This window comes from Corynebacterium sp. HMSC074A01 (assembly GCF_001831515.1).
Classification (GTDB): Bacteria; Actinomycetota; Actinomycetes; order Mycobacteriales; family Mycobacteriaceae; genus Corynebacterium.
In genome coordinates, this window is record NZ_KV825608.1 from 103,756 (window position 1) to 128,376 (window position 24,621).

Genomic DNA, 24,621 nt, shown 5'->3' on the forward strand with positions numbered 1-24,621 from the left:
GCTAGCCTCGCACAACCGCCAGGCACGCCGTGTGCCGGCGGAAGAATTTAGCGTACGCGTCCTTGCTCCCGCAGCCGCGCGACCGCGCTCTGCGGAAAGTCCTCGGCGTTGAGCGCCACGAAGTGATGATCGCGCCATTGCCCGTCGATGTGCAGGTTCTTGCGGAAGTAGCCCTCCTCGCGGTAGCCGTTCGCCGCCAGCACGCTTCTCGACGCCGGGTTGTCCGGCAGAAAGGTCGCCGTCACCCGGTGCAGCCCCACCCTGCCGAGCGCATGGTCCGTCCCCAAAGCACAGGCCGCCGTGGCGATCCCGCGCCCCATAAATGGCGAGTGGACCCAGTAGCCGATCCAGCACTCCCCGACCGCGCCGTGCTGGATGTTGCCAAGGGTGACCTGCCCGGCGAAGTGGCCGTCGGCCTCGATGACTAGCGGGATCACCACCCCGCCGAGCGCCAACTTGCGCAGGTTCAGCCAGTTGGCACGCCAGGCCTGGGCCGAGTGCGCCTCCTCCCACGTCCCGGAGACGGTCGGCTCGACTGGTTTGAGCCACTGCTCATCCAGGATGCGGGTTTCGCGCCAGGCGCGTCCGTCGCTGGATTGTAGGGGGCGGAGTTTGAGCGTGGTGCCGTCGGCAAGCTGCAGCGTGGGTGTGTCTTCGGGCCAGCCGGGCGTGGGCTCGCGGAACAGGGACAGCAGCGACATTGGTTAGCTGCGCTGTTGCAAAAACTCGACATCCACCACATCGCCCGGGCGCACGTCGGTGATGTCCTCCGGCAGGCAGATCATGGCGTTGGCCTCGGCAAAGCCGGCCAGCAGGTGGGCCGGTCCGCCCTCGGCGGTGCCGAGCGACTCCACCAGGTATTCGCCGGTTTCAATATCCCGCATCAGGCGGGCACGGATGAAGGCGCGGCGGCCCGGGATGGACTCGATCGCGCGCACCGAGCGCGCCTGTACGAGGCGGCGCTGCACCTGCGCCTTGCCAAGCGCCTGCCGGATCGCCGGGCGGACGATCGTCTCCGTGATCACCAGTGCGCTGACCGGGTTCGCGGGCAGCAGGAACACCGGCGTGCGCTCCTCCCCCAGCAGCCCGAAGCCTTGGACAGAGCCCGGGTGCATGGCTACGCGCTGGGTGTCAATCTCGCCCATCTCGCGCAGCACGTCTTGGACCACGTTGGCACCGGAGCCGCCCACGGCACCGGTGATGATGACCATCTCCGAGCGGGTGACGTGCCCGGCGATCGTCTCGCGCAGTCGGCGCGGCTCCGCCTGGATCAGCCCGGCGCGCACCACGTCCGCCCCGGCCTCTTCGGCGGCGGCGGCCACGGCGTAGGAGGCCACGTCATAGACCTGGCCCAGCCCGGGTGTGCGGTCCACGTCGACGAGTTCCAGACCAAAGCTGATCACAGTCACGCGCGGGCGGGGGTACACCAGCACCTTTTCGCGGCCCGCGGCGGCGACTAGTCCGATCTGGGCGGGCCCGAGCACCGCGCCCTGGCGCACGGCGACGTCGCCGGGCTGGATGTCCGCGCCCGGTTTACGCACGAAATCGCCGGTGTGCACCGTGCGGGTTGGGGTGAGGCGCTTGCGGCCGCGGTCGGTCCACTCGAGGGGCAGGACGGCGTCGGCAAGCGTGGGCAGCGGCGCACCGGTCGCCACGCGCACGGCCTGGCGCGGCTGCAGGCGCAGCGGCTTCTGCGAGCCCGCCGCGACCTCGCCTACCACCGGCAGGGTGCGGTCGCGGCCCGCGGGGACCTCCTCATCTTGAGCCTCACGGGAGCCGCGCAGGCCAGCGGCACCGCCCACGTCAACCGCGCGGACGGCATAGCCGTCGACGGCGGCCTGGGCAAAGCCGGGAAGCGGTGCGGTGGCGGTGATCTCCTCGGCGCACATCAGGCCGAGGGCATCTAAAATTCCGACGCGGATCGGCTCAGGCGTCACCGCCGCGTCAACCACCATTGCTCGCTGGTCTTCAACGCTGCGCATTCGACCAATCCTAGTAAGAGTTAACGGATAACATCGGGGTTCTCTGCTTCGAAGTCGCTGATAATCTGCTTCAACGCAGTGTAGAGCGCCGGGCCGTACTTCTCGCTGCGCAGACCGAAGTCCACGTTCGCCGGAATGTAGCCGCCCGGGTTACCCAGGTCGTGGCGCTTGCCGTCGTGGACGACTACGTGCACCGGGTGGCCCTCGGTAATCATCAGCTCGATCGCATCGGTGAGCTGCAGCTCCCCGCCCTTGCCCGGTGTGATCCTGCGCAGGGCGTCGAAAATCGCGCGGTCAAGCAGGTAGCGGCCGGTGGCAACGAGCGTCGACGGGGCGTCTTCCACCGCGGGCTTTTCCACCATGCCAAGCACGCGCTTGACCTCAATGCCCTCGACCTCAGCATCTGCCTCGGCCACGTCGAACACACCGTAGTTAAACACCTCTTCGGGCGTGACGTTGAAAGCGCACAGCACCGAGCCGCCAAGCTGCTCGCGCACCTTGACCATCTTCTCCATCACACCGGCCGGCAGCACCAGGTCGTCCGGCAGCATGACGGCCACAACGTCCTCGTCCTCATCGAGAGCAACCTCTGCGCAGCCAACCGCGTGGCCCAAACCGAGCGGCTTGTCCTGCGTTACCGAGATCGCGTCGATCAGATCAGCGGCGCGCGCCACCTTCGCCACCTGCTCGTCCTTACCGCGGGCGGCAAGGGTTTCGCGCAGGGTGGAAAACTCCCCGAAGTGCGCCATGATCTCCTCTTTTTGCGGGGCAACCACAATGGCCAGGCGCTGCGCACCCAGCTGTGCGGCCTCCTCCGCAATCAGCTCAATGCCCGGGGTGTCCACCACGGGCAGAAGCTCCTTCGGCACAGTCTTCGTCGCAGGCAAAAAGCGGGTCCCCATACCTGCCGCCGGCACCACAACTGTCTTGACCGCGCCAGAGGTCGACGCGGCGGTCGTTTCGCTAGAATTCCGCATAAATACCCAGCCTACATCGCGCAAAACTGCTATTTCGTTCCGACTCCCGCCCGCACGAAACTTCCCGGGCGTTTTACAAGCATTCACAGTCACCACCAGCACGAAAGGATCCCGATCGATGTCCCCGCGATCTTCCTCAGCAAAGCAGGCACTGCGCGCGCAGCTCACTGAAGCCCGCCGCGCACTGCGCGATGACCCGCAGCGCAAGGCGCTTCTCGACGCCGCGCTGCTCAAACACACCGTGTCGTTTTTACACGACATAGGTGCCCAGGACTCCAACATCGCGGCATACAACCCGCTGCCCACCGAACCCGGCGCGGACAACTTCGCGGACATGTTGCGCGCGCACGCCCGCAGAGTCTTCGTGCCGCTCTCGCTTCCCGACGGCGTACTTGCGTGGGCGGTACAGGACGATGCACCCGCAGCGGAAGGCGCGCTCGGTATCAGCGAGCCCGCCGGGCCGCGCTACACCTCGCGTGTACTCAGCTCCTGTGGCGCGCTCATCGTGCCCGCTTTGGGTGTGGACGCTAGCGGCATGCGGCTGGGCAAAGGGGCCGGGTACTACGACCGGGCCCTGTCAGTCACCGACGCCCCGACCGCCGCGGTGGTTTACGACGACAACGTGGTCAATGCCGTGCCGCACGACGCACACGATGTGGCAGTTCAAGCGGTGATCACCCCGTCTGGCTGGTGGTGGGCAGAAAGAAAGTAGCCAGAAAAAGGGAACCTCGGGGGCGGCCACTGCGTCTAATAGGCATGGATCTTGCAACGCGCCTGCGCACCCCAGGCTATCGCCGCACCGTACTGCTGCGGCGGGTGCTCGCCGCCCTACTTATTGCCGCCGCCTGCGTCAGTGCGCTGGTGCGCGCCACGCACACCGACCCGGTCGCCGTCGTCTTTGCGCGCGATGTGCCCGCCGGCACCCGCTTAAACCCGGAGGACGTCACGCTGCGCCGCGTGCCCGAAGAGGTGCTGCCGGACCGTGCCTTAAGCGAGGAGGCACTCGCGCACTCCCACATTCTGGCCGCCTCGGCCGCGGCGGGTGAGGTGGTCACCACCACGCGGCTGGTCGGCCCCGACCTGGTCAGCGACCTCATCGCCGACGCTCCCTCCGGGGAGCCGTTTACGATGGTGCCGATCTCACTTGCCGAGCCCGACATCCTGCCGATGCTGCACCACGGTGCCCGGGTAGAAATCGTGACCGAGGGACCGCGCACAGTGGCCACCGGCGGGCGCATCGTCACGGTCAGCGATGAAGACTCGGGTGGGAAAGACACGGTGCTGGTACTGCTGCGCCAGTCTCAAGCGGCGGCGGTCGCGGCGTCGTCGTTAGCCGAGCCGCTCGCGGTGGTTTTGACTCCGGATGAAACTTCGGCATAGACTCCGTACTCTTGACATTTGCCATGGATGATCGCGCAACTTCGCCACCATGGTGACTTTCCCCCATGACTTAAAACAAGGAGTGTTTCCATGCTCAAGGGCTTCCGCGACTTTATTCTCCGCGGCAACGTCATCGACCTGGCCGTCGGTGTGGTTATCGGTGCCGCGTTCACCGCCGTGGTCACCGCGTTCTCTGACGCAATCATCTCCCCGCTACTGAACATCTTCGGCGACGCCGAGGTCGGCGAAGGCTGGAAGATCCCGATCATCCCGGGCCGCCCCGAGACCGCGCTCGACCTGGGCATGCTGATCTCCGCGATCATCAACTTCCTGCTCATCGCGGCAGTGGTCTACTTCTTCATCGTCGCCCCGATGAACAAGCTCGACGAGATGCAGAAGCGTCACCGCGGCATCTCCGAGGACACCCCGGCACCGACCGAGACCGAGCTGCTCACCGAGATCCGCGACATGATGGCTGGCCAGACCCCGCAGCAGGCTGGCAGCTCCACTCCGCCGGCAACCGGCGAGAGCCCAGAAACCAAGTAGCTTTTCCAGCTGCTCGTAGCGCCCGCTCGCACCTACTCACCGTGGTGCGGCGGGCGTTCGTTTTCGTAGAAAGCCCGGCCGGTCAGCTCCGGCTCGGCGTCTTCTTCCAACGCAACCTCGCGCAGACTGTCTGCACCGGCGGGCTCGTCCTGGAAGGTGCCCGTCGGCGCGTCTGCGGTGCGGTCGTAGTCCACGTCCGCGACGCGGCGTGCCCTGCGGCGCTGTCGTGCCATCCCTACTGCACCGTGTAGCTGTTGAGTTCGCCGATGAGGTGCTCCACCAGCGGGGCGATCGTGGCAACACCGTCCCGGATGGCCTGGCGGCTCGGCGCCAGGTTCACCACCACCGTCGAGCCGGAGACGCCGCAGATGCCGCGCGAGGTCGCCGCATCTACCGCGCCGCAGGACTGCCCCGAGGAGCGGATGGCCTGCGCTACGCCCGGCACCATCTTGTCAATCACGGTGCGGGTGGCCTCCGGCGTCTTATCGCGCGGGCCCACACCGGTGCCGCCGAGCGTGAGCACCAGGTCGACGCCGCCGACCACGCCGGTCTCGATCACCTTGCGGATCTCCGACTTCTTCGACTTGGTCCGCACGACGCCATCGACGTGGTAGCCGTACTCCCCCAGCAGCTCGGCGACCATCTTGTCGGTATTGTCCCCCGGCGACTCGTAGCGGTGATCCCCCACGAGCACCACGATCGCACGGGTCTGCGCCGGAGCGGACTGCTCGAGCTCCACGGCGCGCAGGAACGTCTCGTCCGGCTCCGCGTCGTCAAACGCACCCAATGTCTTGGTCGTCCCCGTTGTCCCCGTTGTCTCTGCCATAACCTTCTTCCTCGACGTCCCACTCCGGCAGGCACCGGAATTTTTGCCCATAATGTAGCCCTTAACTTACTCGGAACTGAGCGCCACATCTACGGAAACGGGATCCTCCTCCCCCGGGCGCTCCACCTGCAGGGTGACGGTCTCCCCGAAGTCGTGCGAACGCGTCGCGGCGATCAGCGAGTCGGCCGAATCGATGAGCCGGTCGCCTAGTTTCACGATCACGTCACCGGCGTGCAGTCCGGCCTGTTCCGCGGGGCTGCCGGGTTCGACGGCGGCGACCCGGGCACCCTCGGTGCCGTCGTCGAGCGCGTTGACTCTGACCCCGAGCATGGGCTGGGTGGCCACGCCGTCGTCGATAAGCTGCTGCGCGACGCGCTTGGCAAAGTTCGAGGGGATGGCAAAGCCCAAGCCGATCGAGCCGCCCTGCTGCCCGCCGAACGAGCCTGCGGACAGCGAGGCGATCACCGAGTTCATGCCGATGAGGTTGCCCTGCATGTCCACTAGCGGGCCGCCGGAGTTGCCTGGGTTGATCGCCGCGTCGGTTTGGATGCCGTCCATGAGCGAGCTTTCGCCGCCGCCCTGGTTCGCGCGCACCGGGCGGTTCAGGGCGGAGACGATACCGCTGGTCACCGTCGCGGACAGGCCGAGCGGCGAGCCGACGGCGACGACCTCCTGGCCCACGGCGAGCTGGTCGGAGTTGCCGAACTTCATCGTGGGCAGGTTGCTCACGTTTTCAATTTTGAGCACGCCGACGTCCGTGTTCACGTCGCTGGCCACGTAGGTCGCGTCGTGCCGCGTGCCGTCGTTGAGCGTGACCTGGATGCGCGCCTGCGGGCTCTGCGCATCCGCGATGACGTGGTGGTTCGTCAGCACATAGCCGTCCGAGGAGATGATCGAGCCGGAGCCCTCCGAGCCCCCGCGTGGCGTCTGCACCATGATCGAGACGACCGCGGGGAGCACCTGCGCCGCCACGTCCTCCACCGAGCCCTTCGGTGCCTGCGTTTTCTCCCCCTCAGGCTCGTTTGCCGACTCGGCGGGCTGTGCCTCGAGCGCATTGTAGGTCTCACCCGACTGCTCAGCCCCGCGGCTTCCGGCGACATACCCCGCCCCACCGCCGGCGATCAGCGACGCAACCAGGGCCGTGGCGATCATCGCGCCCGGACCGAAGCGCTTCCCGGATGACGCCTGCTGCGGCGGGTTCGCAACGTGGTAAACAGTCTGCTGGGTGTGGTTCGCGCCTTCTGGGTTGCGCGGTTCCTCCGGAAAAGTCATGCGTCCAATTATGCGGGACCGCGCTGCGCGTGAACTTGAGGCACAGCGCTACCCAACGTAGCACTTCCTGGACACTTCCTGTGCGCGATGCGCTGGGTGAAGTGCCCTACTCGCCCTCTTCAGGGCGGCGGCCCGGGAAGACCACGCGCATACGCGTGCCGCCGTCATCGGACTCCTCCACGAAGATCTGCGCGCCGTGGCGGTCGAGCACCTGCTTCACGATCGCGAGCCCCAGGCCAGAGCCCGGCATTGCGCGCGATTCCGGGGCACGGTAAAAGCGTTCGAAGACGCGCTCGCGCTCGCGCGGAGCAATGCCCGGGCCGGAGTCGTCCACAATCAGGACGGCCTTGGTGGTCGCGGCCTTCAGGGAGATACGCACGGTGCCGCCCTGCGGTGACCACTTCGCGGCATTATCGATCAGGTTGATCGGCGCGCGCCCCATGGCAAAGTGGTCGCCCTGCATGATCCACGGGTCCGCATGGAACTGGAAGGTCACATCGGGGCGACGGCGGCGCACTCGGTCCAGGGCTTCCTCCAAGATGGCGTCCAAGCGCAGGTCCACAAACTCGGTGTTCGGGGAGTCCTCGCGCGCCAGGTCAACCAGGTCGCCGATGAGCGTGGACATCTCCTCCATCTGCGCGAGCACGTCGTGTTCGAGGTTGTCGCGCTCCTCCTGGGAGATCATGTCCTGGTGCCCGGATTTGTACATCATCATGAACAGCTCGATGTTCGTGCGCATCGACGTCAGCGGAGTCTTCAGCTCATGGCCCGCATCGGCAACGAGCTGCGTCTGACGCGTGCGTGAATCCTGCAGGGTACGCATCATCTCGTTGAAGGAACGGCTGATCTTTGCCAGCTCGTCGTCGCCCTCCACCGGCAGTGGCTTCAGCTCCTCGGTCCGAGTGACCTCATCCACCGCGCGGTGCAGCCGCCGCAGCGGGTAGAGTGCTGCCGCAGCCACAATCGTGGACACCGCCCACGCCATCGCGGCTCCCAAGGCCAGGATCACGAGCAGGGCCGCACCGGAGCTGCCCTGCAGACGCCTCGAGGGGTCGACCTGCTCGGCAAGTGCAACGGATGCTCCACGTTCCGAACGCAGCACCAAGATGCGCTCCCCGCCCGCAGTGCGGGTGGAAATCTGCTCGCCTTCCTTCTGCGAGTGGAAGGTACCACCGACCGGGACGGCGTCGCCGAAGTACTTGTTGGAGCCCGCCGGAGAGACGGCGGCCTTGATCCCCGGGTTGTACTTCTTGAACTGCGCGATCTCCGCTTCGAGGTCAGCCTCTGAACTCTTCTCCGCCTCCCGGGCAATGGCATAAGCCTTCGAGCTCAAGTCATTGTCCATGGAGTTAGTAATCGCAGTCGTGGCAGCCCAATAACTGACCATCGCGGTGACCAGCACCGCAAAAGCTACCATCACGCCGGTGAGCACCACCAGCTGTTGGCGCAACGAAAGGCCGAGCCCTAGAAAGCGCGAATTCTTAAACTGCGTCGGCTGCATCTCCTCAGGAGTAAGCTGCCAGGCGTCCTGGTCGCGCTGAAAGGTCTCGGCGGATTGCCGCAGGATCACGGGGCAGTCTCCCGCAGCACGTAGCCGACGCCACGCACGGTGTGGATCAGACGGGCCTCGCCTGCAGCCTCGGTCTTGCGGCGCAGGTAGCCGATGTAGACCTCAAGCGCATTGCCCGAGGTGGGGAAATCGTAGCCCCACACCTCCTCCAGAATGGTCTGACGCGACAGCACGCGGCGCGGGTTCTGCATCAGCAGGTGCAGCAGCGCGAACTCGGTGCGGGTGAGCGAAATCGTCCGGGTCCCGCGAGTCACATCGCGCGTTTCCGGGTTCAACGTGAGGTCCTCGAACTTCAACGACGAAGACTCATGCGAATTCTCGTCAATCGAGTCCGCCCGGGCGCGACGCAGCAGCGAGCGCACTCGCGCGAGCAACTCCTCGAGCGCAAAAGGCTTAGGCAGGTAATCGTCCGCGCCCGCGTCTAGGCCGGCGACCCTGTCAGAGACGCCGTCGCGCGCGGTGAGCATGAGCACCGGCCGGTCGTACCCGGAAGAGCGCAGCGTACGGCACACGCCGAGACCGTCGAGCTTGGGCATCATCACGTCGAGGATGGTCAGATCCGGCTCCTCGGTGCGGATCATGTCCAAGGCCTCTTCCCCATCTTGGGCCAGGCACACCTCGTACCCGTTGAAGCGGAGAGAGCGCTTGAGCGAATCGCGGACGGCCTGCTCGTCGTCAGCCACTAAAATTTTCATGTATCTATTATGGCCTATCAGTTATCTTCTCGTACACAACATCACAAAAGGCCGGATCCCGAGAGCGGAATCCGGCCTTTTCGCGTGCTTACTTAAGCAACAACGCGAGCACTCACTAGAACTGCTCGACGTCGATCAGGCCAGCCTGAGCAGCCTTGACCAGACGACGCGGGATGCGCACTTCCTGGCCGTCGATCTTGACAACCTGCAGCTGGGCATTGTCAGCCTTCCACTGCGAACGGCGCATACGGGTGTTGGCGCGGGACTTCTTAAACTTCGGTGTAGCCATTTCTCAATTCCTCCTTCTACGCCTTACTTAGCGGTCTTCTTCTTGCGGCGAGCCATGCCACCGAAGCGCTGGTTGAACTTCTCAACGCGGCCAGCGGTGTCCATGAGACGCTGTGCGCCGGTCCAGAACGGGTGGGACTCGGCGGTCACATCGACGACGATGAGCGGGTACTCGTTGCCGTCTTCCCAGGTATCGGTGCGGTCGGAGGTCTTGGTGGAGCGCGTCAGGAACTTGTGGCCCGTGTTCGCGTCCTGGAAAATCACCGGGTGGTAATCCGGGTGAATATCCTTCTTCATATGCTTCGTCTCCCTCAGGATTGAACTTCAGGTCGGTTCCCGTTTCTCAAGGGATCGTGCCTGAGTTGGGTGCGAAAATGGTCAAGTGCACAGCGATTGCTGAACAACCTGCAGAATTATACTTCTTAGAGGTACTTTCTCCTAATCGCGCCTACACCCGCCTGTGAACCCTAGACTCTTTGCTCGTGCGCCTTACCTCTATATTTTGGCCCGCGGCGGCCGTCGTACTGTTTGTCGCCCTGGCACTGACGGATACCGCTGCCGCCACGTCAGTGGCCGGGCGGCTGCTGCCCGTGTTGGTTTTTGCCGCTGCGATGTCTGCCATGGTTAACCTCGCGTCACAGGCGGGAGTGTTCGAGGCGCTCGCCGCGTGGATCGAGCGCACGCGCTTTGTCTGGCCTGCCTTTCTCGTGCTGTGCGTCTTGGTCACCATCTTCCTCTCCCTAGACACCACAGCGATCATGCTCACGCCCCTGGCCGTAGCGGTGGCGCGGCGTAACGGGCTGAGCGTCGTGGCCTTATCACTGTCGGTAGTGTGGATCGCCAATCTTGGCTCAATGCTGCTCCCGGTCTCCAACCTGACCAACCTTTTGGCGCTGAAGCACTACTCGGGCACATACGACTTTGTCGCTGCATCCTGGAGGTCAGCACTCGTCGGCATCGCAGTCGCGGTCGCGGCTTCCTACGTTGCGCGCTTCATCTTTGGTGCGGAAAAGCAGCAGCACTCCCCGAGCGCCCCGCCCAGCCCAGGAGCTGCACTGTGGATTCTCGGGCTGACTGTCGTCGCACTACTCACGCCAATCCCCTTTTGGGCGACCAGCGTGGTCGGGGCTGTGGCGATGGCGTTGGCGGTGGGCGTCGAGAAGCGGGGCGAGCTTGTGCCGTGGCAGTCGCTGGCGCTCGTCGTCGCTATTTCTTCTGCCGTAGCGCTGCTGCCTCCGCTGCACATCAACGCCCCCGCTGCACTTTCGGGCACGGTTGCCGCCAACCTGGCGAACAACCTCCCTGCGTACTTGCTTTTGGAAGGCGACGAGCCGATGCAGCTGCTCGTCGGTGTGAACTTCGGGCCGCTGATTACGCCCTGGGCTTCCCTGGCTACACTCCTGTGGCACAGCCAACTGGAGCGCGCGGGGATACAGATCCCGTGGCGGGTGTTTATCGCCTTCGGGTGCGTGCTGGCGCCGCTGGCCGTGTGGCTGGGAACCGCGGTCGCCTGAGATTAGGAGATTTGGCACGAAACATGTATTGTTGACTCTCGCTGTTGTCGAAGTACACGTTTACGCCTACGTCAACCGATTGCACTCGACGCTTTTCGCGGACCCTCACACCGCTTTGTTAGTGGCGTCATCCTCACAAGTGATCAGTGCGTGGGCGGCAGAAGAGAAAGAAGTCAACCCATGTCGGCACATTGCCAGGTCACGGGACGGAAGCCGCAGTTCGGCAAGACCGTCTCGCACTCGCACCGCCGCCACTCGCGCCGTTGGAACCCCAACGTGCAGAAGCGCCGGTTCTACCTGCCCTCCGAGGGCCGTACCATTACTCTGACCGTTTCTACCAAGGGTCTGAAGATCATCGACCGTGACGGCATCGAGTCCGTCGTGGCAAAGATCCGCGCACGAGGTGAGAAGATCTAATGGCACGTAACGATATTCGCCCGATCATCAAGCTGAAGAGCACCGCGGGCACCGGTTTTACCTACGTCACCCGCAAGAACAAGCGCAACAACCCGGATCGCATCACGCTGAAGAAGTACGACCCGGTTGTGCGTAAGCACGTTGAATTCCGCGAGGAGCGATAAACAATGGCGAAGAAGTCCAAGATCGCTAAGAACGAGAAGCGCAAGGAAATCGTTGCTCGCTACGCTGAGCGTCGCAACGAGCTCAAGGCAATCATCCGCAACCCCGAGACCTCGGACGAGGATCGCCTGGAAGCACAGTTCGAGCTGAACCGTCAGCCGCGTGACGCTTCGCCCGCGCGCGTGCGCAACCGCGATTCCCACGACGGCCGTCCGCGCGGTTACCTCCGCAAGTTCGGTCTGTCCCGTGTCCGTATGCGCGAGATGGCTCACCGTGGTGAGCTGCCTGGCGTTCGTAAGTCTTCGTGGTAAGGAGGATTTGACCAATGAAGCGCAATAATCACCGCAAGGCGCGCATGGAGCAGTCCCGCCGCCCGAAGAAGAACCCGCTCAAGGCCAAGGGCATTGAGTCGGTCGATTACAAGGATGTAGAGACCCTGCGTCTGTTCATCTCGGATCGTCACAAGATCCGTTCCCGCCGCGTCACCGGCTTGACCCCGCAGCAGCAGCGTCAGGTTGCTACCGCAGTCAAGAACGCACGCGAGATGGCTCTCCTGCCGTTCACCACTCGCTAAGCAACGGTTGACAGCAGCGTAGAGTCTTTCGACTTAAAAAGCGCCCGCCCCGTACTCACGATGAGTACGGGGCGGGCGCTTTTCGTCCGTACACCAACGCATCTACAGGCAAAACTACCTTTCAACCGATTGAAAGCTGAGCATGCAGTAGACTGGTCAGGCACGTAAGGCACATGGAGAGGAGCAGCGCATGACGCGAACCGTAGGGCGCCCCCGCAAGAACCGGCCCCGCCGCCGCGGGAAGACCGCCCGCGAGGAGATTCTCGACGCTTCCTCGGAGCTGTTCACCCGCCGCGGGTTCTCCACCACCTCCACCCACCAGATCGCGGAGGCCGTGGGCATCCGCCAGGCGTCGCTCTACTACCACTTCCCCTCGAAGAACGACATCTTCCTCACGCTGCTCAAGGGCACGATTCAGCCCGCGCTGGACTTGGCCTCGGACCTCGCGGAGTCAGATGCTTCGCCCGCGCTGAAGCTGTGGGCGCTGTGCGCGGCGGAGACACGCATCCTTCTGTCCTCGAATTGGAACATTGGTCGCCTCTACCAGCTGCCCACCCTGGACTCGGAGGAATTCAAGGAGTACCACGAGGACCGCGCGAAGCTGGAGGGCATCTACCGCGATTTAGCCGCGCAGATCGTCGGCGATGACGACCCGCGCATTGACTTGCCCTTCCACATGACGCTCGCCGCGATCGAGATGCGCGATAACACGGGCACCGCGCCCTACCCGCTTGTCGACGATGCGTTACCCGCCCCCTCCGTCATGATCGCCGATGCCGTGCTCGATGTCCTGCACGCGGAGCTGCCCTCCTGCCGCGGTGAGCGCACTCTCGAGCTGGTGGCCAAAGTCTCCGGGGAGCAGGCCTAGCCGCCGGAGTGCTGGCAGGCGGCAGGCGCAAAGGCGTCCGCCTGCTCCCCCAGGTTTTGTGCCATCGCGGAGAGCATCTGCTGGCCCGTCTCGTAGGTTCCGTCGGCAGGCAGCGCGGTGAGTGCCACGGGGACGTACGTGCCGTTGCCACGCGGCAGCAGACCGAACTGGCGTACCTGGTACATCCCGGACTCGTCCGGGCCCCATCCGCCTTTGAACAGCGCGCCCTGGGTGCCGAGTCCGTAGGACTGCCCGGGGTCGACCTGTCCCATCAGCCCGAGGACCTCACCTGCCCCGGACACGCATGCCAAGGTGTTAGCCATGGTCGCCTCATCCGCCACGCTCAGGGGCGTTTGGCCGTAGGTGGAAAACTCGGGGCGAAGCGGGGCCGTATTCACCCCGGTTCCAAGTCCGAGTTCAGCAAGCACTGCGTTTGTCCCGGCTTCGCCCGCGACCGTGTAGAGGCGCTGGGCGGCATCGTTGTCCGAGGCGGTGATCGCGGCTGCGGCGTCCGGGCTCAGCGACGGGTCGGCGCGCAGGGCAGCGATCGCGATCGGCGCCTTGATCGTCGACCAGGCCGGGGTGGGTTCAGTGAATCCTGCAACCACGATCCCTTCCGGCCCACCGACGGCTGCGCCGGCGGTGCCGAGGTGTGAGGCGGCCTGCACCGCGGCGTCGACAAGCGGGCGCACATCCGCGGGTGCTGGGGCGGGCTCAACGGATTGGGCGGGCGGCGAGACGAACTCGGTGGAGGTCACCACCACCGTCGGAGGTGCTTCGCTCGGCCCGCAGGCGCTCAGGCACAGGGCCGCCGCAGCAACCGCGCCGAGCGTGCGACGCGCTACCAAATCTTCACACGCGCGTTGTCGCCGCCGTAGCAGTACACCGTGGCCCCGCCGCTGCACGACATGGTGTAGGTGGAGCCGGTGACCGGACTGTAGACGTTGACCGTGACGTTCGGGCTACCCGTGCTGTTGTAGGCGTCCACGAAGGCGCTGTACACGTTCGCCGCGAACGGACCCGAAGTATTGCTGGACGCCGCCGCATAGTGGCCATACGCCTGGCGCGACGCAGCCGGGGCCGACACTGGCTCCGCCGCGGGTGCCGGGGCCTGCTGCTGAGCCGGTTCCTGCTTGAGCGTCTGGGTCTCTACCTCGGTGACCACGACGGGGTCCTGCTGTGCGCTCGAGCGCTGGAAGGCACCCGTGCCGCCCAGGTAGGCCACCACGCCGACGACCGTGGCGAGCAGAATGCCGAGCACACCAATGATCCACGGCAATGCCTTGTTACCGCTCTGCTGCGGGTAGGGCTGGGCGTAGACCGGCTGTCCGTAGACGGGCTGCTGGGGCGGATAGCCCTGGGAAGGAAACTGCTGTCCTCCGGCTTCGGGGACTGCCCACTGCTCAGTGTCTGGGTTGGGGGCACCCTGTCCGTATTCTCTACTCACTATCGGCCTTTCCCCTCGATGTCAGCTACTGCCTCGGGGTATGTCTGCAAATGGATACGAGTAGATCATAGCCAAACCCTGGACACATCATGACAATTACCGAAAAACTTTCCGGCAATGCTGTGCGCACGCTATCGCGCCGTCGTCGGTGTCGCGGTCCTTTTCGGGGTCCTTTTCGGGGTCTTTTTCGGGCTTGTCGTCGTCGCTTTAGCCGAAACCGATCCGCCCTTCGTGGTGCTTTCAGCTGTCTTCGTCGCTGCCTTCTTTGTCGCAGGGTTTGAAGAGGTTGGTGGCTGCGTTGTCACGACGCGCGTCGTGGTAACTTCAGTCAGTCGCGTAGACGTCACCACGACAGTATTCGTTACAGGGTCGGGTGTCTTTCCGCCCTTGGCAAGGCTCGTGGCGGAGGCTGCGAGAAGTACGCCAATCACGATGGCTGCGAGCGCAACTATCCCTCCGATAACCCAGACACCGGTGCTTCGAACAGAGGCGCCCTCGCCCGCATCGTCGTCCATATCGTCGTCCCACAGCACATCCTGCTCGAGGGTGCCCTCAGGGGAGAGTGCAGGAAGCTCTGCGGTCGGCGGGGCGTCGCCCTGATGTTCCTCGGGGTCGACCACGCGCTACCGCCTTCCTCCGCACTCTTTTGTCAGCGCGCTTGTCTTCGTCCGGATCTCGGAAGAGGTTAGCAGCGTGAGGTTGGTAAACCGCCGCGCATTCCCTCAATGCCGCGTGCGAGTTCGTTGAGCATCTGCGTACTCTCGGCGTAGCCGCCGTTGCTGAACGCGGTGATCGCCACCGCGATGTTGCCATTCGGGCCCGGGATCAGGCCGAACTGGCGCGTGAGGTACCCGCCTTGGTGAACGTTCCAGCCGCCCTTGAAGCGGGCACCGCCGATCTGGCCCAGCCCCCAGCGCTGGTCGCGGGTGATCTGCCCCATCAAATCCAGGACGGGCTCGTGGCCGCGCACGCAGCGCAGGCCGGAGGCGAACTGTGCCTGGTCCGCGGTCGTCCACAGCGTGCCCATCTCGTAGCCCGCGGGCGTGGTCGTCTTCGAGCCAGCCTCGGCGATCACGCCGCCGTAAGCAGACGCCGGGACCTGCGCGAACATGCGGTGCGCCGCCGGGTTGTCCGAGACGGTGATCGCCAGGCGCGCGTCACCTGCGAAGGCCGGGTTCTGGCGCAGCGCGGCAATGGACAGCGGCACCTTCATCGTGGAGAAGGCGGGCTCCGCCCGGTTGTCCCCCACCGTGATCTGCCTGCCCGCGCCCGCCACGGAGATGGCCGCGCGCCCGCCGTGTCGGCCCACCACGTCCTGGACCAGCTGGTGCAGCTTCGCCTGGGCATCCGGAGCGACCGGTGCCGGTTTCGCCGGGGCCTTCTTCTCCTGCCCCGGCTGCTTGGGGCGCAGCTGCGGCGGCACCTGCTGCTTCACGTTCGCGGGCAGGTTGTTGTAGGCCTGCACGTACGCATCCCCGATGACGGGGAGTTCCTCCACGCGCGGGACGACAGGCAGGGCGATGCCCATGGCCGTCAGCGCAGCGATGATCTGCTTGGCCCAGGGCTGGGAAGAGAGCTGGGAAGACACGGGCGTGCTCCTTTAGTACAAACTGCAAAGACACGTGCATGGTAGCAGGAAAAGCACATGCCGCCTATGCAAACGCCGCGTGACCTTGAAACAGGCTACGCGGCGTCGAAAAGCGGCGATTTAGTGCGCGAAGTGGCGGGTGCCGGTGAGGTACATGGTCACGCCAGCTGCCTCCGCGGCGGCGATGACCTCCTCATCACGGATGGAGCCGCCCGGCTGCACCACGGCCTTCACGCCGGAATCCGCGAGCAGCTGGAAGCCGTCGGCGAACGGGAAGAACGCATCGGAAGCGGCCACGGCACCGTTGGTGCGGTTCTTGCCCTCGTCCAGGGTGTTCGCGCGGTCGACGGCCAACTTGGCCGAGTCGACGCGGTTGACCTGGCCCATGCCGATGCCTACCGACGCCCCGTTGTCCGCAATCAGGATCGCATTCGATTTCACGCAACGCACGCTGCGCCACGCGAACTCCAGGTTGGCCAGGGTCTGCTCGTCGGCGGCCTCGCCGGCGACCAGCTTCCAGCTTGCGGCGGCGTCGCCCTCAGCCTGGTAGGAGTCGCGCTCCTGAACGAGCCAGCCGCCGGAGATCTGGCGACGCTCCTCGCCCGGCTGCTCCGGCTCGACCTGCAGGATGCGCAGGTTCTTCTTCTCCTTGAGCACCTCGATCGCGCCGTCCTCGTACGACGGGGCCAGGATGACCTCGGTAAAGATCGGCTGGACCTGCTTGGCCATCTCTACGGTCACCTCACGGTTTGCCGCAACCACGCCGCCGTAGGCGGAGACCGGGTCGCAGGCGTGCGCCTTCGCGTGCGCATCAGCAATGGAGGTATCGGAAACGGCTACGCCGCACGGATTCGCGTGCTTGATAATGGCCACGCAGGCACGCTCGTGGTCCCAGGCCGCGCGCCAAGCGGCGTCGGCGTCCTGGTAGTTGTTGTAGCTCATTTCCTTGCCGCCGAACTGGGTGGCGTTCGCAATGCCCCAGCCCTCGTTGACCAGGCGGGCAGCCTGGTGGGGGTTCTCGCCGTAGCGCAGCTCGTCGCCTTCAGTGGACTCAGCAGCGCCATCTGCGTCGAGCTGCTCAGCCAGCCAACCGGACACCGCCGCGTCGTACTGCGCGGTGTGGGTAAACGCCTCCAGGGCGAGGCGCTTGCGGTCTTCCAGCTCGAAGCCGTCGCCCTTGACGGCCTCGATGACCTCGGCGTAGCGCGCGGGGTTGGTCACCACGGCCACTGACGGGTGGTTCTTCGCGGCGGCGCGCACCATGGACGGCCCGCCGATGTCGATCTGCTCCACGCAGGCGTCGAAATCCGCGCCGGAGGCCACGGTCTCCTCAAACGGGTACAGGTTCACCACGACCAGCTGGAAGGGCTCAATGCCCAGCTCCTTGAGCTGCTCCGCGTGGCTTTCCTTGCGCAGATCCGCCAGGATGCCGGAGTGCACGCGCGGGTGCAGGGTCTTCACGCGCCCCTCGAGCACCTCAGGAAAGCCGGTCAGCTCGGCGACCTCGGTCACGGCCACACCGGCGTCCGCGATGCGCTTTGCGGTGGAACCAGTGGAGACGATTTCCACGCCGGCCTCACCCAGCGCGCGGGCGAGGTCCTCCACGCCCGTCTTGTCATAGACGCTGATCAGCGCGCGCTTAATCTGAATTCCCATTGAAGACTACCTTCCCGTTGGAAATGGAGGCGCGACGCAGCAGATCCACAATCTGCTCGCGCTCGGCCTGTTTGATTCTTTCGTGCAGAGTGGATTTCGTGTCGCCCTCCTCAACGCGCACCGCGCGCTGCGCGATGATTTCACCGGTATCCATTCCGGCGTCCACGTAGTGGACCGTGCAGCCGGTGACCTTTACGCCGTAATCCAGCGCATCATCCACGGCGTGCGCTCCCGAAAACGCCGGCAGCAGGGAGGGGTGAGTGTTGATGGTGCGTCCCTCAAACTTGGCGAGGAACTCCGGCCCAAGAATCCGCATGAAGCCTGCGGAAACCACCACATCCGGCCGTGCTTTCGCCACGGTCTGGGCAAGCTCCGCGTCCCAGGCGGCGCGGTCTGCTCCCACCGGGACAACGGCGGTGCTCACCCCGGTGTTTTTCGCGCGCTCAATACCTGCGCAAAGTTGATCCGCGACGACCAGGTCGACGCGGTAGGGACTGTCAATATCGTCCAAAATCGCCTTGAGCAGGCTACCGGTGCCGGAAACCAGCACCACGACGGACAAAGGTTGGCTACTCACGGCCCATAGCTTAGTCGCCCTCAGGCTTTGTGGCTTCAGGGGCCGGATGCTTCTCGACGCCACGTGCACGCACCCACGCCACACACCACACCAACAGCGCGATCACGGCCACCCACGCGAACATGAGCCCGCCGAGCATCCAGTAGGTCGGCCCAACCATGCCGTACGCGCCCGCCACACCGGAGGCCAGCGCGCCGAGGACGAGTCCGTAGATGCCGGCCCACGCCCCGATTGCGCCGGCGGTGGCCGCACTCGGGCGCACCTTCCACAGCGACGCGAGGATCACGGTCGCCGGAATCACCATCGCCACCGGCGCCCAAGCAGGCACGCTCGCGGGCACCGCGGCGAGCAGCGGCAGCGGCGGCAGCGCCACATTGCCGGTGGCGAACAGGGAGGTCGCCACGCCCGCGTACTCGAAGGCGCCGCCGAGCAGCACCGCGAGTGTGGCGATCGCCGCATTCGGCAGGTAGAGCAGGCAGACGAGCAGAAGCCAGATCCCACCTACGGCCCCGAGGTTGGGGAAGCTTCCGATCAGCTCGCCGACGCGCTGGTAATTAAACGCCAGCAGGATGAGGAACACTACCCCACCGGCGGCGAGCAGGTTGCGGGTGGCGTGTGCGGCGGTGAGCGCGGCGTCGATAAGCATTGGCGGGACGTTGGTTCTTTTCGCCAGCGCGCGCCACAGCACGGTGCGCAGACCGAAGCAGAATCCGATGAAGTGCAGCGCGAGCGGGTAGCTCAGGGCCTGCCACGCGGGCGGGGCGCTGGTGGCGTAGACCTTCGAGGCATCCGCGACCATGAACAACGCGATGGCGGAGAGCACGAGCGGGATGGCGAGCGTGAGCCCGAGCAGCGCCCACAGGTCCAGCACGCTCACGCGGTGCTCGGTGGCCGCGCGCACTCGGGTTGCTACCAGCGCGACGACACCTACGGCAGGCAGCAGCGGGACCGCCCCCAGGGTGACCCCGTCGATGGTGGCGGGCACACCGTGGCCGACGAGCCAGAACTCGCCGATCGTCAGCGGCAGATACGGCAGGGGCCAGCCGCCGATCAAAAGTACCGCGAAGCACACTGCGACGGCACCGAGTGCGAGCACCGCGTTCGGCACAATGGCGAACACGAAGTAGTGGCGGAGGCGCTCCTGCCAGGTCTCCGGCGCTTTCGTGTTGTCGCGCTTCTGGACGCGCGCAGCGGTTCCAGCACGCTGCAAACGTGCCTTGGAGCGGCTGCGGGCGGCGGCGCGGTCGCGGGTGCGGCCTTCGCTGCGCGCGCGTGACGACGGGGCGGACCGGGGATTCGAATTCGTGCTCATCGTCAACTAACTCTGCCACCTCTCCCCTTATCGCCTGAACTACAACACTCCACCGGCCCGCTACACCCGGATGTGTAACGAAAAGTGAGGTGGGCAACGATTAAGAATTTTTTGAGGAATCCAGTTGCCTTACCGAGACCAATTCGTTACAGTAACCACTCGTAGATAACAGGAAGGTTACAATCCGGGGCCGCCAAGGTCACGGAGTCGGATTTTCTAAGGGGACCTATGTTCAAGGCATCGAAGCAGGGCGGCAAGCACCGGAAGCAGTCTCCCAATAAGGGCCGCGTCGCCATGGTAGCCGTGGCAACTGGTGCAGTCTCCACCGCCGGCCTGAGCGGTGCCACAGCAGCAACGCTCGCCTCCGAGGACACCACTGCAAACGACGCGAACGTCACCCTGGCGGCAGACACCGACCAGCTGGTCGCCGATGCAACCTCCGCCCTGGAGTCCGCCCCACAGATCCTGGCGATTGCCGAGTACAAGCCGGTAGTCAACCTGGCCGACCAGCTGGACAAGGCAGTCGCCCACTCCGACGAGGTAGCGAAGGCCGACGAGGCCGCTCGCGCACCGCAGGTCGCTCGCCCGGCCGAGGGTGCTTTCACCTCCGGCTTCGGCCCGCGCTGGGGCTCCTTCCACTACGGCGTCGACATTGCAAACGCCCCCGGCACCCCGATCCTGGCTGTCATGGACGGCACCGTCATCGACTCCGGCCCGGCACAGGGCTTCGGCAACTGGATCCGGATCAAGCACGACGACGGCGCTATCTCCGTCTACGGCCACATGCAGAGCCTCGACGTTGCCGTCGGCGAGCGCGTGACCGCCGGCCAGAAGATCGCCGGCATGGGCAACCTCGGCTTCTCCACGGGTTCCCACCTGCACTTTGAGATTTACCCGGACGGCAACACCCGGGTCGACCCGGCCCCGTGGCTGGCGCAGCGCGGCATCCAGCTCTAGGATAAGGCGTTTCTTTTCGCCCCGGCACTGTTGTGTCGGGGCGTTTTTGCGTCTCATGCCGGTGACGCACCACCCCCGAGCACCCGTCACATTAATAACAAATTTCACTTCAGCAACAGCGCGCTGGCCTGCACCAACGGTGGAGAATGACACACCTTTTCGACAAAAGCGCACGTCAAGGCGTTGCTTGGGCGGCAAATGCGCGCTAGATTCTAACGCGGTATTCGCTTTCCTAAAAGAAAAGGTTTGGAGCACATGCATCGTCGCCTGCTTCCCGCGGTCCTTGCCGCGGCGCTTGCGTTTTCCGCCACGCCGGCCATCGCGGCCCCAGCGTTCACGCTCAACGGCGCACCCATCGCCACCCAGCAGGAGGCAGTGCAGCACCTCGCTTCCGCCGCCGACTCTATCCTGAAAGACGGCGCGACGCTGACCGTGGGCGACTACAGCATCGTCTACGACCCCCGCGCCCTCGGCCAGGAGATCAGCAGCCAGTTCACCCCCGACGCCGGCACCAGCAACGGTGGAGTGACCATGCAGCGCGGCCGCACCGCCGACGGCCGCACCGTGGTCACCCCGACGACGGGTACCTTTACGTCCGGCTACGGCCAGCGCTGGGGCGCGATGCACCGCGGCATCGACATCGCCAACAGCCTCGGCACCCCGATCTACTCCGTCATGGACGGCACGGTCATCAACGCTGGACCCGCCCAGGGCTTCGGCAACTGGGTCGTGATCCAGCACGACGGCGGCGAGGTCTCCGTCTACGGCCACATGGCGCACTACAACGTTTCCGTTGGCCAACGCGTCCGTGCCGGCGAGCAGATCGCCCAGATCGGCAATGAGGGTCAGTCCACCGGCCCGCACCTCCACTTTGAGATCAAGCCGGACGGTGTCAATCAGGTCGACCCGGTGCCCTGGTTCGCGCAGCAGGGCATCCGCATCGCCTAAGAAGCCGCTTAAAGCCGCTAGAGCTTCTCCATCGGCACCCCACCGATGAGCATGAGCCGCACGGTGCCGGATGAGCCGAAATCCACCGTCACCGTCTCGCGTACACCGGACCCCTCCACGGTGAGCACGGTGCCAAGTCCGTACTTCGCGTGGTTGACGCGGTCGCCGGCTGCGAGGTCGAGGTGCTTGTTCACCCGCACCCCGCCGCCGCGGCCGGTACTCGGGCGACGGTGGGTGCGTTGCCCGCCGAGCGGGGCGGGCTGGCCCCATGCATCGGTGCTGCCGGCAGGCTCGGTCCTGCGCCAGTCGATGAGGTCCTCCGGGACCTCTGCGAGGAAGCGACTGGCGGGATTGGTCACCGGGTTGCCCCAGGAGGAGCGCAACATCGCGCGGGTCAAATACAGCCGCTGCTTGGCGCGAGTAATACCCACGTACGCCAGGCGACGCTCCTCGGCGAGCTCGTCCGGGTCACCCAGGGCGCGCAGGTGCGGGAACTGCCCGTCCTCCCAGCCGGTGACAAACACGGTGGGAAACTCCAGCCCCTTGGCGGTGTGCAGGGTCATCATTGTCACCACGCCCTGCTCGTTGTCCGGCAGCTGATCCGCGTCTGCGACAAGCGAGACTTTCTCCAGGAAGGCCTGCAGGGAGCCTGGGGCCGGCTCGCCCTCCTCCATGACGGAGTCCAGCTCCTCGTCCGTCATGTAGGCGATTTGGTTCGCGGCCTCGGAGGAGAACTCGCGCGCCACGGAGACCAGCTCGTTCAGGTTGTCCAGGCGCGCCCCGTCCTGCGGGTCGTTCGAGGCTTCCAGCTGCTCGCGGTAGCCGGTCGCGTCCAGGATTCGGGAGACGAGCTGACCGAGGTCCGGCATGCCGGTGACCTCGTTGCGCATTTCGGGCATTTCTTTGCGCAGCCCGTCCATCAGCTCCACAAAGCCGGCGATGGCGTTCTTGCCGCGGGATGCGAGCATGTCGACCTTGCCCGCCGCGGCGTCGATAAGCGCCTGCCCAAAGCTGATCCCCTGGTTCTCCGCGTGCAGCGCGACCATGGCCTGCGCCTTGTCGCCGATGGCGCGCTTGGGCACGTTGACGATGCGGCGCAGGCTCACCGTGTCATCCGGGTTGTCCAGCACCTTCATATAGGCGACGATGTCGCGGATCTCGCGGCGCTCGTAGAAGCGCGTGCCACCGACAACCTTGTACGGGATACCGGAGCGGATGAAGATGTCCTCCAGCGCGCGGGAGGCGTTGTTGGTGCGGTACATCACCGCCATGTCCGAGTACGGCACGCCTCTGTCGGCGAGCTCGTCGATCTCGGCGGCGATGAAGCGGGCCTCGTCGTGCTCATTGTCTGCGACGAACCCGATGATCTTCTCGCCCGCGCCGTGGTCCGTCCACAGCTTCTTCGGCCGGCGGCCCTCGTTCTGCGCGATCACGGCGTTGGCCGCGTTCAGGATGTTCTGGGTGGAGCGGTAGTTCTGCTCCAGCAGGATGGTGCGGGCGTTGGGGTAATCACGCTCGAACTCCTCAATGTTGCGGATCGTCGCACCGCGGAAGGCGTAGATGGACTGGTCCGAGTCGCCCACCACGGCCAGCTCGGGCGCGTCCGGGCCAGTGCCGACGAGCGTGTGGATGAGCTCGTACTGCGCGTGGTTCGTGTCCTGGTACTCGTCCACCAGCACGTGGCGGAAGCGGCGGCGGTAATACTCGGTGACCTGCGGGTGCTCTTTAAAGATGCGCACGACCTCGCCCACCAGGTCGTCGAAGTCGAGCGCGTTGGACTGGCGCAGCCGCCGCTGGTACTCGGCGAATACCTTCGCCACCGTGGTCTCAAAGGGGTTGCGGGTTTGCTCCGCCTTCGCCAGCGCCTCGTCCGGGTCGATCAGCTCGTTCTTTAAATTGGAGATGGCATTCGCCAGTGTGCGCGCCGAGAACTTCTTCAAATCGAGGCTGAAGTCCTTGGCAATCATGGAGAGCAGGCGGCGCGAATCGTCCGCGTCGTAGATGGTGAAGTTCGTGTTTAGCCCCGGCACGAGCTGCGCCTGCTGGCGCAGGATACGCACGCACACGGAGTGGAAGGTGGCCACCCACATCCGCTCCGATTCCGGCCCGACGAGCTGGGCCACGCGCTCCTTCATCTCGGCGGCGGTCTTGTTAGTAAAGGTAATGGCGAGGATCTGCCACGGTGCCACCCCGCGCTGTTGTAAAAGGTAGGCAATACGGCGGGTGAGCACCGCGGTCTTGCCGGAGCCTGCGCCGGCGACGATGAGCAGCGGGGAGCCTTCGTGCTGCACGGCAGCCTGCTGCTGGGGGTTGAGTCCTAAGGTGAGATCAGTCATGCACCTCAGGGTACCCACCGCCTACAACATCGCCTGACGGTTGTTCGAACATCCTGGTTGGATTGGCTTGCTTAGGCCCCGTGGCATAATGCAAGACCATGAGCGATTTTGCAATCCGCATGCCCTCCGGCACCGACGACCCCCTCTCGGACGCGGAGATTCAGCAGTACCGCAAGGAGATCGACCGGCTCGACCGGGTCATCCTGGATGCGGTGAAACGCCGTGCGGAAGTCTCCCGCGCGATCGGTAAAACCCGGATGGGGTCAGGCGGCACCAAGCTGGTACACACCCGCGAGGTCGCCATCATCAACCAGTTCCGCGACGAGCTCGGTGAGGAAGGCCCGGCGCTCGCCAACATCCTGCTGCGGCTCGGCCGCGGCAAGCTGGGCTAGCCCTAGCTAGTCGCGCTCGAGCGAGTCGAGCACGACGTCAAACTCGAGCAGCTCCGCCTTCTGCGAGACGGGCTTCTTCGGTGCCTCGCCGGAATCGCCGTGGGCGTGCGCGGCCTGGCCGGCACCCTCCCACCAGGCCTGGTAGGCAGCTTCGTCGGCCCAGCGGGTGACCACAAAGTAACGGTCCTCGCCCTTGGTCGGACGCAGCAGCTGGAAGCCTTCGAAGCCGGGCTGGGAGTCGATGGCGTGCTTGCGTGCGGAAAAGCGGCGCTCCAATTCTTCGCCAGCACCTTCGGGGACAGTAATTGCGTTGATCTTCACAATGCTCATGGGCCCC

General features: G+C 65.3%; 31 protein-coding genes. 12 read left to right on the top strand and 19 right to left on the bottom strand.

Going from position 1 to position 24,621, the window contains the following annotated elements; all coding sequences use genetic code 11:
• Positions 1 to 47: 47 nt before the first annotated feature.
• From HMPREF2550_RS03555 to HMPREF2550_RS03565, 3 genes are read right to left on the bottom strand one after another with little or no spacing between them, the layout of a single operon-like run.
• Positions 48 to 701 (bottom strand): GNAT family N-acetyltransferase, encoded by a 654-nt coding sequence (locus tag HMPREF2550_RS03555; protein WP_070764753.1) that lies wholly within the window; start codon positions 699 to 701, stop codon positions 48 to 50.
• Between the two features lie 3 nt (positions 702 to 704).
• Positions 705 to 1,982, bottom strand: coding sequence for a molybdotransferase-like divisome protein Glp (gene glp / locus HMPREF2550_RS03560; protein WP_070789753.1), 1,278 nt, complete (start codon positions 1,980 to 1,982; stop codon positions 705 to 707).
• Positions 1,983 to 2,002: 20 nt separating this feature from the next.
• Entirely contained in the window at positions 2,003 to 2,959 is a 957-nt protein-coding gene (locus HMPREF2550_RS03565) for a UTP--glucose-1-phosphate uridylyltransferase (protein ID WP_070789754.1), read from the bottom strand.
• 118 nt (positions 2,960 to 3,077) lie between these two features.
• On the opposite strand from HMPREF2550_RS03565, the gene HMPREF2550_RS03570 reads away from it, so the two are divergent.
• From HMPREF2550_RS03570 to mscL, 3 genes are all read left to right on the top strand, one after another.
• A complete protein-coding gene (locus HMPREF2550_RS03570) occupies positions 3,078 to 3,671 on the top strand; it encodes a 5-formyltetrahydrofolate cyclo-ligase (protein ID WP_070764756.1) in 594 nt (197 codons plus the stop codon).
• A 44-nt stretch (positions 3,672 to 3,715) separates the two neighbouring features.
• Positions 3,716 to 4,339 carry an SAF domain-containing protein gene (locus tag HMPREF2550_RS03575; RefSeq protein WP_070764757.1) on the top strand — a complete coding sequence of 208 codons (624 nt, stop codon included), beginning with the start codon at positions 3,716 to 3,718 and terminating at the stop codon, positions 4,337 to 4,339.
• A gap of 90 nt (positions 4,340 to 4,429) precedes the next feature.
• Positions 4,430 to 4,885, top strand: a complete 456-nt coding sequence (mscL, locus tag HMPREF2550_RS03580) for a large conductance mechanosensitive channel protein MscL (protein WP_070764758.1) — start codon at positions 4,430 to 4,432, stop codon at positions 4,883 to 4,885.
• A gap of 32 nt (positions 4,886 to 4,917) precedes the next feature.
• Here the strand turns inward: mscL and HMPREF2550_RS03585 are convergent, their stop codons facing one another.
• The 7 genes from HMPREF2550_RS03585 to HMPREF2550_RS03615 form a co-directional block, all read right to left on the bottom strand.
• A complete protein-coding gene (locus tag HMPREF2550_RS03585) occupies positions 4,918 to 5,118 on the bottom strand; it encodes a hypothetical protein (protein WP_070764759.1) in 201 nt (66 codons plus the stop codon).
• A 2-nt stretch (positions 5,119 to 5,120) separates the two neighbouring features.
• Complete coding sequence (locus tag HMPREF2550_RS03590; RefSeq protein WP_070764760.1) at positions 5,121 to 5,711, bottom strand: MogA/MoaB family molybdenum cofactor biosynthesis protein; 591 nt, start codon at positions 5,709 to 5,711, stop codon at positions 5,121 to 5,123.
• A gap of 66 nt (positions 5,712 to 5,777) precedes the next feature.
• Positions 5,778 to 6,983 carry a S1C family serine protease gene (locus HMPREF2550_RS03595; protein ID WP_083319761.1) on the bottom strand — a complete coding sequence of 402 codons (1,206 nt, stop codon included), beginning with the start codon at positions 6,981 to 6,983 and terminating at the stop codon, positions 5,778 to 5,780.
• Positions 6,984 to 7,089: 106 nt separating this feature from the next.
• The gene (locus HMPREF2550_RS03600) at positions 7,090 to 8,553 is read right to left on the bottom strand and encodes a sensor histidine kinase (RefSeq protein ID WP_246819740.1); all 1,464 of its coding nucleotides are present in this window, start codon (positions 8,551 to 8,553) and stop codon (positions 7,090 to 7,092) included.
• Positions 8,550 to 9,248, bottom strand: a complete 699-nt coding sequence (locus HMPREF2550_RS03605; protein ID WP_038589215.1) for a response regulator transcription factor — start codon at positions 9,246 to 9,248, stop codon at positions 8,550 to 8,552. The genes HMPREF2550_RS03600 and HMPREF2550_RS03605 overlap by 4 nt, the downstream gene beginning before the upstream one ends.
• A gap of 115 nt (positions 9,249 to 9,363) precedes the next feature.
• Complete coding sequence (gene rpmF, locus HMPREF2550_RS03610; protein WP_038589212.1) at positions 9,364 to 9,537, bottom strand: 50S ribosomal protein L32; 174 nt, start codon at positions 9,535 to 9,537, stop codon at positions 9,364 to 9,366.
• Positions 9,538 to 9,560: 23 nt separating this feature from the next.
• On the bottom strand, positions 9,561 to 9,833 hold the full coding sequence (locus HMPREF2550_RS03615) for a type B 50S ribosomal protein L31 (RefSeq protein WP_038589209.1): 273 nt from the start codon (positions 9,831 to 9,833) through the stop codon (positions 9,561 to 9,563).
• A 185-nt stretch (positions 9,834 to 10,018) separates the two neighbouring features.
• Here HMPREF2550_RS03615 and HMPREF2550_RS03620 point away from each other — a divergent pair, with 185 nt between their 5' ends.
• The 6 genes from HMPREF2550_RS03620 (at position 10,019) to HMPREF2550_RS03645 (ending at position 13,071) form a co-directional block, all read left to right on the top strand.
• Positions 10,019 to 11,050, top strand: a complete 1,032-nt coding sequence (locus tag HMPREF2550_RS03620) for an SLC13 family permease (protein ID WP_070789757.1) — start codon at positions 10,019 to 10,021, stop codon at positions 11,048 to 11,050.
• Between the two features lie 180 nt (positions 11,051 to 11,230).
• Positions 11,231 to 11,467, top strand: coding sequence for a 50S ribosomal protein L28 (gene rpmB, locus HMPREF2550_RS03625; RefSeq protein ID WP_038589200.1), 237 nt, complete (start codon positions 11,231 to 11,233; stop codon positions 11,465 to 11,467).
• The gene (gene rpmG, locus HMPREF2550_RS03630; protein WP_006841072.1) at positions 11,467 to 11,631 is read left to right on the top strand and encodes a 50S ribosomal protein L33; all 165 of its coding nucleotides are present in this window, start codon (positions 11,467 to 11,469) and stop codon (positions 11,629 to 11,631) included. Before rpmB ends, rpmG begins: the two co-directional genes overlap by 1 nt.
• Positions 11,632 to 11,634: 3 nt before the next feature.
• The gene (rpsN, locus tag HMPREF2550_RS03635) at positions 11,635 to 11,940 is read left to right on the top strand and encodes a 30S ribosomal protein S14 (protein ID WP_038589196.1); all 306 of its coding nucleotides are present in this window, start codon (positions 11,635 to 11,637) and stop codon (positions 11,938 to 11,940) included.
• A gap of 14 nt (positions 11,941 to 11,954) precedes the next feature.
• Complete coding sequence (gene rpsR, locus HMPREF2550_RS03640; protein WP_038589193.1) at positions 11,955 to 12,203, top strand: 30S ribosomal protein S18; 249 nt, start codon at positions 11,955 to 11,957, stop codon at positions 12,201 to 12,203.
• A gap of 190 nt (positions 12,204 to 12,393) precedes the next feature.
• Positions 12,394 to 13,071, top strand: a complete 678-nt coding sequence (locus HMPREF2550_RS03645; protein ID WP_038589190.1) for a TetR/AcrR family transcriptional regulator — start codon at positions 12,394 to 12,396, stop codon at positions 13,069 to 13,071.
• On the opposite strand, the gene HMPREF2550_RS03650 is transcribed toward HMPREF2550_RS03645, so the two are convergent.
• The 7 genes from HMPREF2550_RS03650 to HMPREF2550_RS03675 all read right to left on the bottom strand — a co-directional run bounded on the left by HMPREF2550_RS03650 (position 13,068) and on the right by HMPREF2550_RS03675 (position 19,651).
• On the bottom strand, positions 13,068 to 13,919 hold the full coding sequence (locus tag HMPREF2550_RS03650; RefSeq protein WP_246819741.1) for a serine hydrolase: 852 nt from the start codon (positions 13,917 to 13,919) through the stop codon (positions 13,068 to 13,070). The two genes, HMPREF2550_RS03645 and HMPREF2550_RS03650, sit on opposite strands and share 4 nt — an antisense overlap.
• Entirely contained in the window at positions 13,913 to 14,518 is a 606-nt protein-coding gene (locus tag HMPREF2550_RS03655; protein ID WP_141760511.1) for a hypothetical protein, read from the bottom strand. Before HMPREF2550_RS03655 ends, HMPREF2550_RS03650 begins: the two co-directional genes overlap by 7 nt.
• A 131-nt stretch (positions 14,519 to 14,649) precedes the next feature.
• On the bottom strand, positions 14,650 to 15,138 hold the full coding sequence (locus tag HMPREF2550_RS12030; protein ID WP_141760512.1) for a hypothetical protein: 489 nt from the start codon (positions 15,136 to 15,138) through the stop codon (positions 14,650 to 14,652).
• A 65-nt stretch (positions 15,139 to 15,203) separates the two neighbouring features.
• On the bottom strand, positions 15,204 to 16,106 hold the full coding sequence (locus tag HMPREF2550_RS03660) for a serine hydrolase (RefSeq protein ID WP_083319762.1): 903 nt from the start codon (positions 16,104 to 16,106) through the stop codon (positions 15,204 to 15,206).
• A 120-nt stretch (positions 16,107 to 16,226) separates the two neighbouring features.
• Entirely contained in the window at positions 16,227 to 17,762 is a 1,536-nt protein-coding gene (gene purH / locus HMPREF2550_RS03665; RefSeq protein ID WP_070789759.1) for a bifunctional phosphoribosylaminoimidazolecarboxamide formyltransferase/IMP cyclohydrolase, read from the bottom strand.
• A complete protein-coding gene (gene purN / locus HMPREF2550_RS03670) occupies positions 17,746 to 18,339 on the bottom strand; it encodes a phosphoribosylglycinamide formyltransferase (protein WP_210400208.1) in 594 nt (197 codons plus the stop codon). The genes purH and purN overlap by 17 nt, the downstream gene beginning before the upstream one ends.
• A gap of 10 nt (positions 18,340 to 18,349) precedes the next feature.
• Positions 18,350 to 19,651 (bottom strand): cell division protein PerM, encoded by a 1,302-nt coding sequence (locus HMPREF2550_RS03675; protein WP_070789761.1) that lies wholly within the window; start codon positions 19,649 to 19,651, stop codon positions 18,350 to 18,352.
• Between the two features lie 228 nt (positions 19,652 to 19,879).
• On the opposite strand from HMPREF2550_RS03675, the gene HMPREF2550_RS03680 reads away from it, so the two are divergent.
• On the top strand, positions 19,880 to 20,608 hold the full coding sequence (locus HMPREF2550_RS03680; RefSeq protein ID WP_070789763.1) for a M23 family metallopeptidase: 729 nt from the start codon (positions 19,880 to 19,882) through the stop codon (positions 20,606 to 20,608).
• A 255-nt stretch (positions 20,609 to 20,863) separates the two neighbouring features.
• On the top strand, positions 20,864 to 21,556 hold the full coding sequence (locus HMPREF2550_RS03685; protein ID WP_070789796.1) for a M23 family metallopeptidase: 693 nt from the start codon (positions 20,864 to 20,866) through the stop codon (positions 21,554 to 21,556).
• A gap of 17 nt (positions 21,557 to 21,573) precedes the next feature.
• Here HMPREF2550_RS03685 and pcrA read toward each other — a convergent pair whose 3' ends face one another.
• On the bottom strand, positions 21,574 to 23,892 hold the full coding sequence (pcrA, locus tag HMPREF2550_RS03690) for a DNA helicase PcrA (protein ID WP_070789764.1): 2,319 nt from the start codon (positions 23,890 to 23,892) through the stop codon (positions 21,574 to 21,576).
• 98 nt (positions 23,893 to 23,990) lie between these two features.
• Between pcrA and HMPREF2550_RS03695 the strand changes: the two genes are divergently transcribed.
• Complete coding sequence (locus HMPREF2550_RS03695; RefSeq protein ID WP_038589172.1) at positions 23,991 to 24,284, top strand: chorismate mutase; 294 nt, start codon at positions 23,991 to 23,993, stop codon at positions 24,282 to 24,284.
• 6 nt (positions 24,285 to 24,290) lie between these two features.
• On the opposite strand, the gene HMPREF2550_RS03700 is transcribed toward HMPREF2550_RS03695, so the two are convergent.
• The gene (locus HMPREF2550_RS03700; RefSeq protein WP_070789766.1) at positions 24,291 to 24,614 is read right to left on the bottom strand and encodes an antibiotic biosynthesis monooxygenase family protein; all 324 of its coding nucleotides are present in this window, start codon (positions 24,612 to 24,614) and stop codon (positions 24,291 to 24,293) included.
• Positions 24,615 to 24,621: the final 7 nt, after the last annotated feature.